19 protein-coding genes are annotated in these 15610 nt (G+C 48.7%); all 19 read right to left on the bottom strand.

The genetic code is table 11. From position 1 onward, the window contains the following. Positions 1–4 precede the first annotated feature (4 nt). Positions 5–544, bottom strand: coding sequence for a 50S ribosomal protein L5 (gene rplE / locus B0D95_RS18035; protein ID WP_078045163.1), 540 nt, complete (start codon positions 542–544; stop codon positions 5–7). Between the two features lie 6 nt (positions 545–550). Beyond that, positions 551–868, bottom strand: coding sequence for a 50S ribosomal protein L24 (rplX, locus tag B0D95_RS18030; protein ID WP_007644482.1), 318 nt, complete (start codon positions 866–868; stop codon positions 551–553). 34 nt (positions 869–902) lie between these two features. Next, positions 903–1271 (bottom strand): 50S ribosomal protein L14, encoded by a 369-nt coding sequence (rplN, locus tag B0D95_RS18025; RefSeq protein WP_007644480.1) that lies wholly within the window; start codon positions 1269–1271, stop codon positions 903–905. Between the two features lie 39 nt (positions 1272–1310). Next, complete coding sequence (gene rpsQ / locus B0D95_RS18020; protein WP_078045162.1) at positions 1311–1577, bottom strand: 30S ribosomal protein S17; 267 nt, start codon at positions 1575–1577, stop codon at positions 1311–1313. A gap of 2 nt (positions 1578–1579) precedes the next feature. Next, on the bottom strand, positions 1580–1771 hold the full coding sequence (gene rpmC / locus B0D95_RS18015) for a 50S ribosomal protein L29 (protein ID WP_039912572.1): 192 nt from the start codon (positions 1769–1771) through the stop codon (positions 1580–1582). Continuing rightward, a complete protein-coding gene (rplP, locus tag B0D95_RS18010) occupies positions 1771–2184 on the bottom strand; it encodes a 50S ribosomal protein L16 (RefSeq protein ID WP_049630916.1) in 414 nt (137 codons plus the stop codon). The genes rpmC and rplP overlap by 1 nt, the downstream gene beginning before the upstream one ends. A gap of 12 nt (positions 2185–2196) precedes the next feature. Beyond that, positions 2197–2877, bottom strand: coding sequence for a 30S ribosomal protein S3 (gene rpsC, locus B0D95_RS18005; RefSeq protein WP_078045161.1), 681 nt, complete (start codon positions 2875–2877; stop codon positions 2197–2199). Between the two features lie 11 nt (positions 2878–2888). Then, a complete protein-coding gene (gene rplV / locus B0D95_RS18000) occupies positions 2889–3221 on the bottom strand; it encodes a 50S ribosomal protein L22 (RefSeq protein WP_039912569.1) in 333 nt (110 codons plus the stop codon). Between the two features lie 12 nt (positions 3222–3233). Next, positions 3234–3512 (bottom strand): 30S ribosomal protein S19, encoded by a 279-nt coding sequence (rpsS, locus tag B0D95_RS17995; protein WP_039912567.1) that lies wholly within the window; start codon positions 3510–3512, stop codon positions 3234–3236. 34 nt (positions 3513–3546) lie between these two features. Continuing rightward, positions 3547–4374, bottom strand: coding sequence for a 50S ribosomal protein L2 (gene rplB, locus B0D95_RS17990; RefSeq protein ID WP_007644461.1), 828 nt, complete (start codon positions 4372–4374; stop codon positions 3547–3549). Between the two features lie 13 nt (positions 4375–4387). Continuing rightward, a complete protein-coding gene (gene rplW / locus B0D95_RS17985) occupies positions 4388–4684 on the bottom strand; it encodes a 50S ribosomal protein L23 (RefSeq protein ID WP_040393166.1) in 297 nt (98 codons plus the stop codon). Further along, entirely contained in the window at positions 4681–5295 is a 615-nt protein-coding gene (rplD, locus tag B0D95_RS17980; RefSeq protein WP_078045160.1) for a 50S ribosomal protein L4, read from the bottom strand. The genes rplW and rplD overlap by 4 nt, the downstream gene beginning before the upstream one ends. A gap of 20 nt (positions 5296–5315) precedes the next feature. Beyond that, a complete protein-coding gene (rplC, locus tag B0D95_RS17975; RefSeq protein WP_078045159.1) occupies positions 5316–5960 on the bottom strand; it encodes a 50S ribosomal protein L3 in 645 nt (214 codons plus the stop codon). A 103-nt stretch (positions 5961–6063) separates the two neighbouring features. Beyond that, entirely contained in the window at positions 6064–6375 is a 312-nt protein-coding gene (rpsJ, locus tag B0D95_RS17970; protein ID WP_007644456.1) for a 30S ribosomal protein S10, read from the bottom strand. Between the two features lie 209 nt (positions 6376–6584). After that, positions 6585–7808: an elongation factor Tu gene (tuf, locus tag B0D95_RS17965; protein WP_007644455.1), complete on the bottom strand. Its 1224-nt coding sequence runs from the start codon at positions 7806–7808 to the stop codon at positions 6585–6587. 34 nt (positions 7809–7842) lie between these two features. After that, entirely contained in the window at positions 7843–9963 is a 2121-nt protein-coding gene (gene fusA / locus B0D95_RS17960; RefSeq protein WP_078045158.1) for an elongation factor G, read from the bottom strand. Positions 9964–10053: 90 nt separating this feature from the next. Next, positions 10054–10524, bottom strand: coding sequence for a 30S ribosomal protein S7 (gene rpsG / locus B0D95_RS17955; RefSeq protein ID WP_007644453.1), 471 nt, complete (start codon positions 10522–10524; stop codon positions 10054–10056). Positions 10525–10661: 137 nt separating this feature from the next. Further along, positions 10662–11033 (bottom strand): 30S ribosomal protein S12, encoded by a 372-nt coding sequence (rpsL, locus tag B0D95_RS17950; RefSeq protein ID WP_040393161.1) that lies wholly within the window; start codon positions 11031–11033, stop codon positions 10662–10664. Between the two features lie 267 nt (positions 11034–11300). Beyond that, positions 11301–15524: a DNA-directed RNA polymerase subunit beta' gene (gene rpoC / locus B0D95_RS17945; RefSeq protein WP_078045826.1), complete on the bottom strand. Its 4224-nt coding sequence runs from the start codon at positions 15522–15524 to the stop codon at positions 11301–11303. Positions 15525–15610: the final 86 nt, after the last annotated feature.

Genomic DNA, 15610 nt, shown 5'->3' with positions numbered 1-15610 from the left:
CACCTTAACCTTTGAAAGGGAAGTTAAATGCTTTCAACAATGCGCGACCTTCATCATCGGTACGAGCAGTGGTAGTGATACAAATATCAAGACCACGCAAGCGATCTACTTTGTCGTAGTCGATTTCGGGGAAAATAATTTGTTCAGTAACACCCATTGAAAAGTTGCCGCGACCATCAAATTGCTTTGGACTAATACCGCGGAAATCGCGAATACGAGGAATAGCAATAGTGATCAAACGATCCAAGAATTCGTACATACGATCCGAGCGCAGAGTTACTTTGCAACCAATCGGCCAACCATCACGAATTTTAAAACCCGCGATAGATTTACGAGAGTTAGTTACAACCACTTTCTGACCAGCAATTTTTACCAGATCGTTAACGGCGTTATCAAGGATCTTCTTGTCGCCAGTCGCTTCACCAACACCCATATTAAGAGTGATTTTAGTAATGCGCGGCACTTCCATCACGTTCGCCAAACCCAACTCTTCTTTGAGTTTAGGGGCGAGTTCTTTAACGTAAAGTTCTTTTAGCCTAGCCATGTTTCATTACGCCCCTAGGGTTTCGCCATTGGATTTGAAAACACGAACTTTGTCGCCATTTTCAAGCACTTTGAAACCTACGCGGTCAGCTTTCTTTGTTGCTGGATTGTAGATAGCAACATTTGAAGCATGAATCGCAGCTTCTTTTTCAACGATTCCACCAGCCACACCCAATTGAGGGTTTGGTTTTTGGTGCTTCTTGATCATGTTAATGCCGCTTACAATCAAACGATCTTCAGCCAATACGCGAACCACTTTACCGCGCTTGCCTTTGTCACGTCCGGCGATAACAATCACTTCGTCATCACGTTTAATTTTACGCATTTATTTCTGCCCTCGACTCTTCAGCGTGAAGTGCTTACAGCACTTCAGGCGCCAAAGAAATGATTTTCATAAATTTCTCGCCACGCAACTCACGAGTTACAGGTCCGAAAATACGGGTACCAATCGGAGCATCTTGGTTATTCAGCAGTACGGCAGCATTATCGTCAAACTTGATTAATGAACCGTCTTGACGACGCACGCCTTTTTTGGTGCGCACAACAACTGCCTTCATTACTTGGCCTTTCTTCACCTTGCCGCGAGGAATTGCTTCCTTAACGGTCACTTTGATGATGTCACCAACCGCCGCATAGCGACGGTGAGAGCCGCCAAGAACCTTGATGCACATGACTCGGCGAGCACCGCTGTTGTCAGCAACATCTAAGTAGCTTTCTGTTTGAATCATCGTCCGTCTCCGAAACTGACTTACAAAAGCGCGGAAGTCTTAGACTTCTGAGGCGCGCTCTTCAATTTTCACTAAAGACCAGGTCTTGGTTTTCGACAGGGGACGCGACTCAGATACAGTCACTATGTCACCCGTCTTGCACTCATTCTTTTCATCGTGAGCGTGAAGCTTGGATGATTTAGTGGTGTATTTGCCATAAAGCTCGTGTTTAACACGACGCTCAATCAACACGGTGATGGTTTTATCCATCTTGTCGCTGACAACTTTGCCAGTCAGTGTACGAGCCACTTTAGTTTCTTGAGTCATCGTTACTTACCTGCCTTTTGACTAAGCGCCGTCTTGATGCGTGCGATGTCTTTACGAACTTGCGACAGCAAGTGCGATTGGTTCAATTGGCCAGTAGAAGCTTGCATACGCAACTTGAACTGCTCTTTCAATTGTTCCAACAAGACGCCATTCAGCTCTTCGACGGATTTTTCGCGGAGTTCTGAAGCTTTCATCACATCACCGAACGTTTAACAAATGTTGTTGTAATTGGCAATTTAGCTGCAGCAAGTGCGAAGGCTTCACGAGCTAATTGCTCACTAACACCGTCCATCTCATAGAGAACCTTGCCTGGGCGAATTTGCGCTACCCAGTATTCCACACCACCTTTACCGCTACCCATACGAACTTCGAGTGGTTTAGCTGTAATCGGCTTATCAGGGAACACACGGATCCAGATTTTACCGCCACGCTTAACGTGACGAGTCATCGCACGACGTGCTGCTTCAATTTGACGCGCAGTAATGCGACCGCGACCAGTTGCTTTCAAGCCGAAATCACCAAAGCTAACTTTGGAACCACGCTGGGCCAGACCGCGGTTGCGGCCTTTCATCTGCTTGCGAAACTTTGTACGCTTAGGTTGTAACATGATGCGTACCCCTTACTTGGATTTAGCGGCTTTTTTCTTGGACGCTGCTTCGGTTTCAGTAACATCACCGATAACTTCGCCTTTGAAAATCCACACTTTCACACCAATGATACCGTAGGTAGTGCTCGCTTCTGCTGTTGCATAATCGATATCTGCACGCAAAGTGTGCAGAGGTACACGACCTTCGCGATACCACTCACTACGAGCGATTTCGGCACCACCCAAGCGGCCACCCACTTGGATTTTGATACCTTCAGCGCCTTGACGCATTGCATTTTGTACCGCGCGCTTCATCGCACGACGGAACATTACACGACGCTCAAGTTGCTGAGCCACGCCTTGTGCCACTAAAGCTGCATCCAAATCGGGCTTGCGAATCTCTTCAATATTAATATGAACAGGCACGCCCATTTGCTTGCTTACTTCAGCGCGCAACTTATCAACATCCTCACCTTTCTTACCAATCACAATACCTGGACGGGCAGTGTGAATAGTAATGCGCGCAGTATTAGCGGGGCGCTCAATATCAACGCGGCTAACTGACGCACTAGCGAGTTTGTCTTGAATGTACGCACGCACTTTCAAGTCAATGTTGAGTTTGTCTGCGTAATCGGTGCCATCGGCATACCAAATAGAAGTATGCTTTTTGATGATCCCCAGACGAATACCGTTTGGATGTACTTTCTGACCCATAACGCGCTCTCTTACTTATCGGCTACTTTAACGGTGATATGACAAGTACGCTTTGTAATACGGTCAGCACGACCCTTCGCACGCGGCTTAATGCGCTTGAGGCTCACACCTTCGTCTACAAAAATCGTTTTTACTTTCAACTCGTCAACATCAGCGCCTTCGTTGTGCTCGGCATTTGCAATTGCAGATTCGAGTACTTTCTTGATAATCGCTGCACCTTTTTTGGTACTAAATGCAAGGATATCAAGCGCGTCTTCAACGCCTTTACCGCGAATTTGATCGGCAACCAAACGCGCTTTTTGCGCCGACAGACGAGCACCGCTTAATTTTGCTGCTACTTCCATCGTATACCTCGATTAGCGTTTTTTCGCTTTCTTATCAGCGGCATGGCCACGATAAGTGCGGGTTGCTGCAAATTCGCCAAGCTTATGGCCAACCATTTCTTCGTTAACCAGGACCGGAACATGCTGACGCCCATTGTGCACAGCCAAGGTCAAACCCACCATTTCCGGCATAATCATGGAACGGCGCGACCAAGTCTTAATTGGACGACGATCATTACTCGCGATCGCAGCTTCGACCTTCTTAATCAGGTGAAGATCGATAAAAGGACCTTTTTTCAGTGAACGTGGCACTGTCTCTTCCTCTATTCAGCTGTTAAGTCGGCGCTTATTTCTTATCGCGACGACGAACAATCATGTTATCGGTGCGCTTGTTGCTGCGCGTTTTGTAACCCTTGGTTGGAACGCCCCATGGTGAAACTGGATGACGACCACCAGAGGTACGACCCTCACCACCACCCATTGGGTGATCTACAGGGTTCATCGCAACACCGCGAACAGTAGGACGAATACCGAGCCAGCGTTTAGCGCCTGCCTTGCCCAATGAGCGCAGGTTGTGCTCACTGTTAGAGACTTCGCCGAGCGTTGCGCGACAATCGCTCAACACCTTACGCATTTCACCACTGCGCAAACGCAATGTTGCATATGCACCATCACGCGCTACCAACTGGGCAGAAGCACCCGCAGAGCGAGCAACTTGAGCACCTTTACCAGGCTTCAATTCGACGCAGTGAATTACACTACCCAACGGGATGTTACGGATTGGAAGAGCATTACCGACTTTAATAGCAGCGGCATTACCCGACTCAATTTTGTCACCAGCGCTCAAGCCTTTGGGCGCAATGATGTAGCGACGCTCACCATCTGCATAACATACGAGTGCAATATAAGCAGTACGATTTGGATCGTACTCAATGCGCTCAACAGTTGCAGGGATGCCGTCTTTGTTACGACGGAAATCAACTACACGGTAATGTTGTTTATGGCCGCCACCAACATGGCGAGTAGTAATGCGACCGGTATTGTTACGACCACCTGACTTGGACTTTTTGTCCAACAATGGCGCAAAGGGGTCACCTTTGTACAAATCCGGATTGACAACTTTTACTACAAAGCGGCGACCTGGAGAGGTTGGTTTACATTTTACAATTGGCATTGCAACAATCCCCTTACTCAGCTACCGCAAAGTCGATTTCTTGACCTTGCTCAAGACGTACATACGCTTTTTTCCAATCGCTTCTCTTGCCGATTCCGTAGCGTGTACGCTTGGTTTTGCCCTTAACATTCAGTACGCGAACTGATTCAACTTTTGCATTGAACAGCGCCTGAACTGCGGCTTTAATTTCCACTTTATTGGCATCAGCCAATACTTTGAAAACGACTTGATTACCAGTTTCACCAGCTGCAGCTGACTTCTCAGACACCACAGGACCTAGCAACACTTTATAAATGCGTTCTTGGTTCATCCCAGGATCTCCTCAAATTTTTTCAGAGCAGGCACAGTTACAACTACTTTGTCGAAACCGATCAGACTTACGGGATCCACACCCTGAACATCGATAACGCCAACTTTGTACAAGTTGCGCGATGCAAGGAACAGATTCTCGCTCATCTCTTCAGTCACGATCAGCGCATCAGTCAAGTCAAATTGAGCCAACTTTTGCACAAGTGCTTTGGTCTTAGGTGCATCAACATCAAAACTTTCTACAACAATCAAACGATTCTGACGATTTAACTCAGACAGAATGCACTGCAGTGCAGCACGATACATTTTCTTGTTAAGTTTTTGTTCAAAATTGCGAGGCTTAGCCGCAAAAGTTGCACCACCACCACGCCAAATTGGGCTGCGGATGGTACCAGCACGAGCGCGACCGGTACCCTTTTGACGCCATGGCTTCTTGCCGCCGCCAGAAACTTCTGCACGAGTTTTCTGTGCTTTAGTGCCTTGGCGAGCACCAGCCATATAGGCAACAACAGCTTGATGAACCAGATCTTGATTAAACTCTCTACCGAAGGCAACCTCAGATACAGAAACTGTACCTTGGGCACCACCGGGACTAACAATATTTAATTCCATGGTCGATTCCCCTCGGATACTTAACCGTTAGTGCGCGCTTTAACAGCAGGACGCACAATAACGTCGCCACCTGGAGCACCAGGAATAGCACCCTTAACAAGAAGCAGATTGCGTTCAGCATCGACACGGACTATCTCGAGGTTTTGAACGGTTACACGCTCAGCACCCAAGTGACCAGCCATTTTCTTGCCTTTGAATACGCGACCTGGAGATTGACACTGGCCAATAGAACCCAGTACACGGTGCGAACGGGAGTTACCGTGAGTCGCATCTTGCATACCGAAATTCCAGCGCTTAATACCGCCAGCAAAACCTTTACCTTTAGATGTGCCGGTAACATCAATCATTTGACCTGCAGAGAAAACATCCACAGTGATTGTTGCACCAACTTCGAAAGCTTCTTGAGCTTCGTTACGCAATTCCCAAACACCACGACCCGCCTCAACATTAGCTTTGGCGAAGTGACCGGCTTCGGATTTGGTAACACGGGAGGCGCGACGAGTACCAATGGTAACCTGCACAGCAGAATAGCCATCAGTATCTACGCTTTTAACCTGAGTGATGCGATTAGGTTCAACCTCAATCACAGAAACAGGAATGGAAACACCATCATCGGTAAATACACGAGTCATACCGCTTTTGCGGCCGACAATACCAATCGTCATTTTACTAACCTCTTAGTGTACGGGGCTTTTACCCGCTATGGCCGCCCATTTCAGAGCGTTACACAGTTCGGACACCCAGTGCGTCCGAACCTTAAACATTTACTTAGCCGAGACTAATTTGAACCTCAACACCAGCAGCCAGATCCAGCTTCATAAGTGCATCAACGGTTTTTTCAGTAGGCTCAACAATATCCAGCAAACGCTTATGTGTACGGATCTCGTATTGATCACGCGCGTCTTTATTAACGTGCGGAGAAATCAATACAGTGAAGCGCTCTTTACGAGTCGGCAGCGGAATCGGACCGCGCACTTGAGCACCTGTACGCTTTGCTGTCTCAACGATCTCTTGTGTAGAGGCGTCAATAAGCTTGTGATCAAAAGCCTTCAGGCGAATTCTAATGCGTTGATTCTGCATGTGAACCAAACTCCAATTGTTTGTTTTAAAGAACTTCCAATGCGCAAGAGTAAAAGTACCCCGGCAAAAGGAGGCGCAATTCTAAGGGCGGTTTTATGACCTGTCAACAAATAAACAATAAAAGCATTGTTTATTGATCAACCAACCAAAAAAGCCACCCACCAAAATAAAAAGCGGGCCACAAGGGCCCGCTTTTTATTGACCTTCAATTACTGAATGATCTTGGCAACTACGCCAGCACCAACAGTACGACCACCTTCACGGATAGCAAAACGCAAACCGTCTTCCATCGCGATTGGGTGAATCAAGGTAACAACCATCTTGATGTTGTCGCCTGGCATTACCATTTCTACACCTTCCGGCAATTCTACTGCACCAGTTACGTCAGTAGTACGGAAGTAGAACTGTGGACGATAGCCTTTGAAGAATGGAGTATGACGACCGCCTTCTTCTTTAGACAATACGTACACTTCTGATTCAAACTTGGTGTGTGGAGTCACTGAACCTGGCTTACATAGAACTTGGCCACGCTCAACATCATCACGCTTGGTACCACGCAACAGAACACCAACGTTCTCACCGGCGCGACCTTCGTCAAGCAGCTTGCGGAACATTTCAACACCAGTACAGGTGGTTTTAACGGTGTCTTTCAGACCAACGATCGCGATCTCTTCACCAACTTTAACAACACCACGCTCTACACGGCCAGTTACTACAGTACCGCGACCAGAGATAGAGAATACGTCTTCTACTGGCATCAGGAATGGCTGATCAATTGCACGTACTGGCTCAGGGATGTAGCTGTCCAGAGACTCAACCAGCTTACGTACCGCAGAGGTACCCAAACCGTTTTCATCTTCGCCATTCAACGCCATCAGCGCAGAACCAGCAATAATTGGGGTATCATCGCCTGGGAAGTCATAGGTAGACAGCAGCTCACGCAGCTCCATTTCTACCAATTCCAACATTTCGTTGTACTCTTCAGTACCCACACCACCACAGTCTTCTGCCAACAAGTCAGCCTTGTTCAGGAATACTACGATGTAAGGAACGCCTACCTGACGAGACAGCAGGATGTGTTCACGAGTTTGTGGCATTGGACCATCAGTTGCACCACACACCAGAATTGCACCGTCCATCTGGGCAGCACCGGTGATCATGTTCTTCACATAGTCGGCGTGGCCTGGGCAGTCAACGTGCGCGTAGTGGCGAGTTGGTGAGTCATATTCCACGTGAGAGGTATTAATGGTAATACCGCGCGCCTTTTCTTCAGGTGCGTTATCGATACCATCATAACCAACAAACGCGCCACCCCAGCTTTCTGCACAAACGCGAGTCAGCGCTGCTGTCAGAGTGGTTTTACCGTGGTCAACGTGACCAATGGTGCCCACGTTGACGTGGGGCTTGTTACGTTCAAACTTCTCTTTAGCCACTTTTCAATTCCTCTAACTAGATGAAATATCGAAACTATTCTTCGTCTCTTTGCATTTTACCCTTCGCAATCACTTCATCAGCAACATTGCGAGGAGCTTCTTGGTACTTCAAGAATTCCATGGTGTAGGTAGCACGCCCCTGAGTAGCCGAACGCAACGCCGTTGCGTAGCCGAACATTTCCGACAGCGGAACCTCAGCATCAACCACCTTGCCCATCACACCCTCATCCATACCGAGAATGAGACCACGACGGCGATTCAAGTCACCCACTACGTCACCCATGTTAACTTCCGGGGTAACAACCTCAACCTTCATGATTGGCTCAAGCAGAACAGCACCACCTTTCTGCGCGAGCTTTTTGGTCGCCATAGACGCCGCAATTTTAAACGCCATCTCGGATGAGTCAACATCATGATAGGAACCATCAAACACTACAGCTTTAAGGCCAAGCAATGGATAGCCGGCCAAAACACCATTTTGCATTTGCTCAGCAATACCTTTTTGGATTGCTGGAATGAACTCTTTGGGAACAACACCTCCCACAACCTCATTCACGAACTCAAGCCCTTCAGCACTTTCATCTGCACCCGGTGAAAAGCGAATCCAGCAGTGCCCAAATTGACCGCGCCCACCCGATTGACGAACAAACTTACCTTCAATCTCACAGGTGTTACGAATTGCTTCGCGATATGCAACTTGAGGTTTACCGATATTCGCCTCAACACCAAACTCACGACGCATACGATCAACAATGATGTCGAGATGCAACTCACCCATACCGCCAATAATGGTCTGCCCAGTCTCTTCATCGGTACGCACGCGGAACGAAGGATCCTCCTGAGCAAGCTTACTCAAGGCAACACCCATTTTTTCCTGATCAACTTTGGTTTTTGGCTCCACCGCAACATGAATTACCGGTTCAGGGAAATCCATGCGCTCCAGCACGATGACATTGTTGATATCACACAAGGTATCGCCCGTAGTGCAATCCTTGAAACCTATACCCGCCGCAATGTCACCCGCCAATACTTCTTTAATTTCGTTACGCTGGTTGGCATGCATTTGCACCATGCGGCCTACGCGCTCTTTCTTGCCTTTCACTGAGTTCAGAACAGTGTCACCCGACTCCAGGGTGCCGGAATACACACGGAAAAAGGTCAATGTACCCACAAATGGGTCTGTTGCAATCTTGAATGCGAGCGCCGCAAAGGGTTCATCATCACTCGCCACTCGCGTAGCTACTGTCTCGCCATCTTCGAGCACCCCCTCGATAGCCTTAACTTCAGTTGGGGCTGGCAAGTATTCAATAACGGCATCAAGCATCGCCTGAACACCCTTATTTTTGAAAGCAGAACCACCCAGTACCGGAATAATTTCGTTGGCCAGGGTGCGAGCACGAATACCTGCTCTTATTTCATCCTCAGTGAGCTCTTCACCGCCCAGATACTTTTCCATCAGTTCTTCACTGGACTCAGCGGCTGATTCAACCAAAAACTCGCGCATTTTCTCGCAAGTAGCCTGCATATCCGCAGGAATTGACTCATAGCTAAATGTCATCCCCTGATCGGCCTCATTCCAGATGATGGCGCGCATTTTTACCAGATCAACAACACCTTTGAACTCATCTTCGCTACCAATCGTCATTTGCAACGGAACAGGATTGGCACCTAGACGTGACTTTAACTGCTCAACCACACGCATGAAGTTAGCGCCAGTACGGTCCATCTTGTTAACAAACACCATGCGTGGCACTTCGTATTTGTTAGCTTGACGCCATACTGTTTCAGTTTGTGGCTGTACGCCCGATGATCCACACAGGACCACCACGGCACCATCCAAAACACGCAATGAACGCTCCACCTCAATGGTAAAGTCCACGTGCCCTGGAGTATCAATTACATTGATTCTATGCTCATCGTATTGCCCGGCCATACCGCTCCAAAAAGTGGTAACAGCTGCCGAGGTAATGGTAATCCCGCGCTCTTGCTCTTGAACCATCCAGTCTGTGGTGGCCGCACCGTCATGCACCTCACCCAATTTGTGAGACAGACCGGTATAAAACAGAATTCGCTCAGTCGTAGTCGTTTTGCCTGCATCAACATGCGCACAAATACCAATGTTTCGATAACGTGCGATAGGTGTTTTACGTGCCACGGCGATCTTCCCCAATTACGATTTCGCTAGAAAGACAAAGGCAGCCACGCTGCCTTTGTCCCATACTGCTGATTAGAAACGAACTTCCACTTAGAAACGGAAGTGCGAGAACGCTTTGTTCGCTTCAGCCATGCGGTGAACGTCTTCACGCTTTTTAACCGCAGCGCCTTTACCTTGTGCAGCATCCATCAACTCACCTGCCAAACGCGCAGGCATGGATTTCTCACCGCGCTTACGGGAGTAATCCACCAACCAACGCATTGCCAGTGCAGTACGGCGAGAAGCACGAACTTCAACTGGAACTTGGTAAGTTGCACCACCCACACGGCGAGATTTAACTTCAACCAGCGGAGCGATGTTCTCGAGAGCCTCAGAGAAAACCTCCAGAGGGTCACGATTCAATTTGGTTTTAACGATATCCATAGCGCCATAAATAATGCGCTCTGCTACCGATTTCTTACCACTGATCATCACGTGGTTCATAAATTTCGCCAGAGTCACGTTGCCGTATTTTGGATCCGGCAGCGTGTCGCGTTTGGCGACGACTCGTCTTCTTGGCATATCAAAAGCCTCTCTTCAGGGATTTTCCAAGACAATACAAAAAGCCAGATTGCTTTAGGTTGCTTGGCCTTACTCGGTGGTAAACCGAAAACATTAACGTCAGATGCACATGGCGGATATAAACCCGCCCATCAGCATTACTTAGGACGTTTTGCACCGTATTTGGAGCGACCTTGTCTACGCTTGGCAACACCAGAAGTATCCAGTGAACCGCGTACAGTGTGGTAACGCACACCCGGCAAGTCTTTTACACGACCGCCACGGATCAGCACCACGCTGTGCTCTTGCAAGTTATGGCCTTCACCGCCGATATAGGAAGACACTTCAAAACCATTGGTCAAACGAACACGGCATACTTTACGCAATGCTGAGTTTGGCTTTTTAGGTGTAGTCGTATAAACGCGAGTGCAAACACCGCGTCTTTGCGGATTGCCTTGCAGAGCAGGAACATCGCTCTTGTCTACGATACGTTTTCTTGGCTTACGAACCAACTGGTTGATCGTCGGCATGAAAACTAACTCCATAGATAAAAAACGCCTTCATTCGGAAGGCAGGTTTAAGAAAGCGAGCAGGCCAGAGATTGGCATAGCCCAGCTTCCCACTTAGGAAAAAGTGGGTGGCGCATTGTAAAGATGCACTCCCCCACCGTCAAGGCAAAGTCCGCTTATTTACTAGCCAGCAGGTAGATCTGGCCGATAAAAAAGCAAGACTGGCGCAGCCAGTCTTGCTTGGGATAGAGCCCGCGGGCACATCGGGTGCGCCCGTTCAGTCAAACATTAACCAATGCTTGATTTCAATGCTTCGGTCAGTGCTGCTTCAACATCTTCAGCACTCACACCCACATCTTGTACTTGTGCAGCTTCACGGCGACGCTTACGGTCGGAGTGATATGCCAAACCGGTACCGGCAGGAATCAATCGACCAACCACTACGTTCTCTTTCAGGCCGCGCAAGGCATCTTTCTTGCCTGTTACCGCCGCTTCCGTCAGAACGCGTGTTGTCTCCTGGAAGGATGCCGCCGAAATAAACGATTCAGTTGCCAGAGATGCCTTGGTGATACCCAGCAGCTGACGCTCGTAGTTGGCAGGCTGGCGAGCTTCTGCACGCAGCTTTTCGTTTTCTTCCAGCAGTTGGTTGTACTCAACTTGCTCACCTTTCACGAAGGTAGAGTCGCCCATGGTGGTGATTTCAACTTTACGCAACATTTGACGCACGATGGTCTCAATGTGCTTATCGTTGATTTTTACACCTTGCAAGCGATAAACATCCTGAATTTCGTTGGTGATGTAACGCGCCAGCGCCTCAACACCTTGCAGGCGCAAGATATCGTGCGGATTGCTTGGGCCATCAGAAACAACTTCACCCTTGGCAACCATCTCACCTTCAAATACGGTCAATTGGCGATGTTTCGGAATCAGCACTTCGTAATGGGTCGAACCGTCTGGTAACAATTGACCATCCACAGGAGTAATAATCAAACGACGTTTGCCCTTGGTCTCTTTACCGAAGCTCACAGTACCGGAGATTTCCGCCAGGATTGACGGCTCTTTCGGACGACGCGCTTCAAACAAGTCAGCAACGCGCGGCAGACCACCGGTGATATCACGAGTCTTGGAACCTTCTTGCGGAATACGCGCAATAATGTCACCAACATTGATGATGTCGTGGTTGTTGATACTCAAAATCGCCTTGGCTGGCAGCATGTAGTGAGCAGGCACATTGGTGTTAGCCAGGAACAACTCTTTGCCTTTTGCATCCACCAGAGTTACCGCTGGGCGCAGATCTTTACCGGCAGATGGACGCTCGGCCGGATCCAATACTTCAATAGAGCTCAAACCAGTCAACTCGTCGGTCTGGCGACGGATAGAAAGACCGTCTTCCATACCAGAGAAAGCAACAGTACCTGCCACTTCCGATACAATCGGGTGAGTATGCGGATCCCATTTAGCGATAATTTGACCGCCTTTAACTGCCTCTCCATCTTTAACGGTGATCAATGCACCGTAAGGAATCTTGTAACGCTCACGCTCACGGCCACTGCTATCAGCAATCGCCAATTCGCCTGAACGAGATACAGCTACCAGATTGCCCGCAGGGTTGCTTACAACCTTCACGTTCAACAGGCGCACAGTACCTTCTTGTTTAACTTGTACGCTATCGGCCGCAGACGCTCGCGATGCCGCACCACCAATGTGGAAGGTACGCATGGTCAGCTGGGTACCTGGTTCACCGATTGACTGGGCAGCAATAACACCAACTGCTTCGCCAACGTTAACACGATGACCACGAGCCAGGTCACGACCGTAACACATAGAGCAGATGCCACTGCGTGCTTCACAAGTAATTGGTGAGCGCACCAATACTTCGTCGATACCCATGGCTTCAACACGCTCAACCCAAGCTTCGTCGATCATGGTGCCGGCAGGAACCAGAATCTCATCAGTACCCGGACGAATCACATCGCGCGCAATAATACGACCGAGGATACGGTCACCCAAAGACTCAATAACATCACCACCTTCAATAACCGGTGACATAGTCAGGCCTTCATCGGTACCACAATCTTGCAGGGTAACCACCAGATCTTGTGCAACGTCAACCAAACGACGAGTCAGGTAACCGGAGTTTGCCGTTTTCAATGCAGTATCCGCCAAACCTTTACGCGCACCGTGTGTTGAAATGAAGTACTGGAGTACGTTCAAGCCTTCACGGAAGTTTGCTTTAATAGGAGTCTCGATGATCGAGCCATCAGGACGTGCCATCAAACCACGCATACCGGCCAACTGACGAATCTGTGCGGGCGAACCACGCGCACCTGAGTCGGCGTACATAAATACGGAGTTAAATGAAGGCTGTAATTCTTCAACGCCATCACGGTTAATAACAGCTTCTTTGGAGATACCTTCCATCATCGATTTGGCAACCAAATCGTTGGCACGGGACCAAATATCGATAACCTTGTTGTATTTCTCGCCCTGAGTTACCAGACCAGAAGCATATTGGGTTTCGATTTCTTTTACTTCTGCATCAGCACGACCGATGATTTCAGCCTTGGCAGCAGGAATAGTGAAGTCATTAACGCCAATAGAAGAACCTGACTTGGTAGAGAAGTCATAGCCCATGTACATCAAACGGTCAGCAAAAATAACCGTAGCCTTCAAGCCGACTACGCGATAGCAATAGTTAATAACTGCAGAAATCGCTTTCTTAACCATTGGGCGATTGATCATTTCCAGAGGAATACCTGGCGGAACGATTTCCCACAGCAATACGCGACCCACGGTAGTTTCTACCAATTTGGTCTCGCTAGTTCTTTCGCCTTCAGCACCAATGAGGGTTTCAACCAAACGCACTTTGATGCGTGCTTGCAGGTCAACTTGTTTGGAGTAATAGGCACGTGACACTTCTGCAGTATCTGCAAAAATCATGTTCTCGCCTTTGGCATTAACACGATCACGGGTCATCCAATACAAGCCCAATACCACGTCCTGCGAAGGAACGATGATTGGCTCACCTGATGCGGGAGAAAGGATGTTGTTGGTTGACATCATCAATGCACGAGCTTCCAACTGAGCTTCAATGGTCAGTGGAACGTGAACAGCCATCTGGTCACCATCGAAGTCGGCGTTGTACGCAGAACATACGAGTGGGTGCAGTTGGATTGCTTTACCTTCAATCAGCACTGGCTCAAACGCCTGGATACCAAGACGGTGAAGAGTTGGTGCACGGTTCAGGAGAACCGGATGCTCGCGGATCACTTCGTCGAGGATATCCCACACGACAGCTTCTTCGCGCTCAACCATTTTCTTGGCGGCTTTAATCGTGGTCGCCAAACCACGCAACTCGAGCTTGCTGAAAATAAACGGCTTGAACAGTTCCAACGCCATTTTCTTCGGCAGACCGCACTGATGCAGACGCAGGGTTGGACCTACTACGATCACCGAACGACCTGAGTAGTCAACACGCTTACCGAGCAGGTTTTGACGGAAACGACCTTGCTTACCTTTGATCATGTCTGCCAATGATTTCAGCGGACGCTTGTTCGAACCAGTAATCGCACGACCACGACGGCCGTTATCGAGCAGCGCATCTACCGCTTCTTGCAGCATACGCTTTTCGTTGCGCACGATAATGTCGGGTGCATTCAAGTCCAGCAGGCGCTTCAAACGGTTGTTACGGTTGATTACGCGACGGTACAAATCGTTCAGGTCGGAAGTCGCAAAACGGCCGCCGTCCAATGGAACCAATGGACGCAAATCCGGCGGCAATACCGGCAACACTTCCATTACCATCCACTCGGGCTTGTTGCCAGAGAAGAAGAATGCTTCCAACAGCTTCAAGCGCTTGGAGTACTTCTTAATTTTGGTTTCGCTGGTGGTGTTCGGGATTTCTTCGCGCAGACGTTGGATTTCTGATTCCAAATCGATAGCACGCATCAAGGTTTGAATGGCTTCAGCACCCATTTGCGCTTCGAATTCGTCACCGAATTCTTCCATGGCTTCAAAGTATTGCTCGTCAGAAAGCAATTGACCACGCTCCAAGGTAGTCATACCTGGCTCGGTCACTACGTAGGATTCAAAATACAGAACGCGCTCGATATCACGCAGCGTCATATCCAGCAACAAACCAATACGGCTCGGCAGTGATTTCAAAAACCAGATATGCGCAACCGGGCTAGCCAACTCAATGTGGCCCATACGCTCACGGCGCACTTTAGCCAAGGTTACTTCAACGCCACACTTCTCACAGATAATGCCGCGATGTTTCATGCGCTTGTACTTACCGCACAAGCATTCGTAATCTTTTACTGGTCCAAAAATCTTGGCGCAGAACAAACCTTCACGCTCTGGTTTGAAGGTACGGTAGTTGATAGTCTCCGGCTTTTTCACTTCGCCAAACGACCATGAACGAATCATTTCAGGTGATGCCAAGCTAATACGAATAGAGTCGAATTCTTCGACCTGTCCCTGGGACTTGAGTAAATTCAGTAAGTCTTTCAAGGCGCTTTCTCCTGTTGGCTCCAAGGGAGCTTTCATTAAACTTCTAGGCAAATTCTTGTCGGCACTGCTGCCGGGAAAACAACAAG

Origin of the sequence: Cellvibrio sp. PSBB023 (genome assembly GCF_002007605.1) — a bacterium.
In the GTDB taxonomy this organism is placed as follows: Bacteria; Pseudomonadota; Gammaproteobacteria; order Pseudomonadales; family Cellvibrionaceae; genus Cellvibrio.
This window is presented reverse-complemented; position numbering and strand designations above follow the sequence as displayed.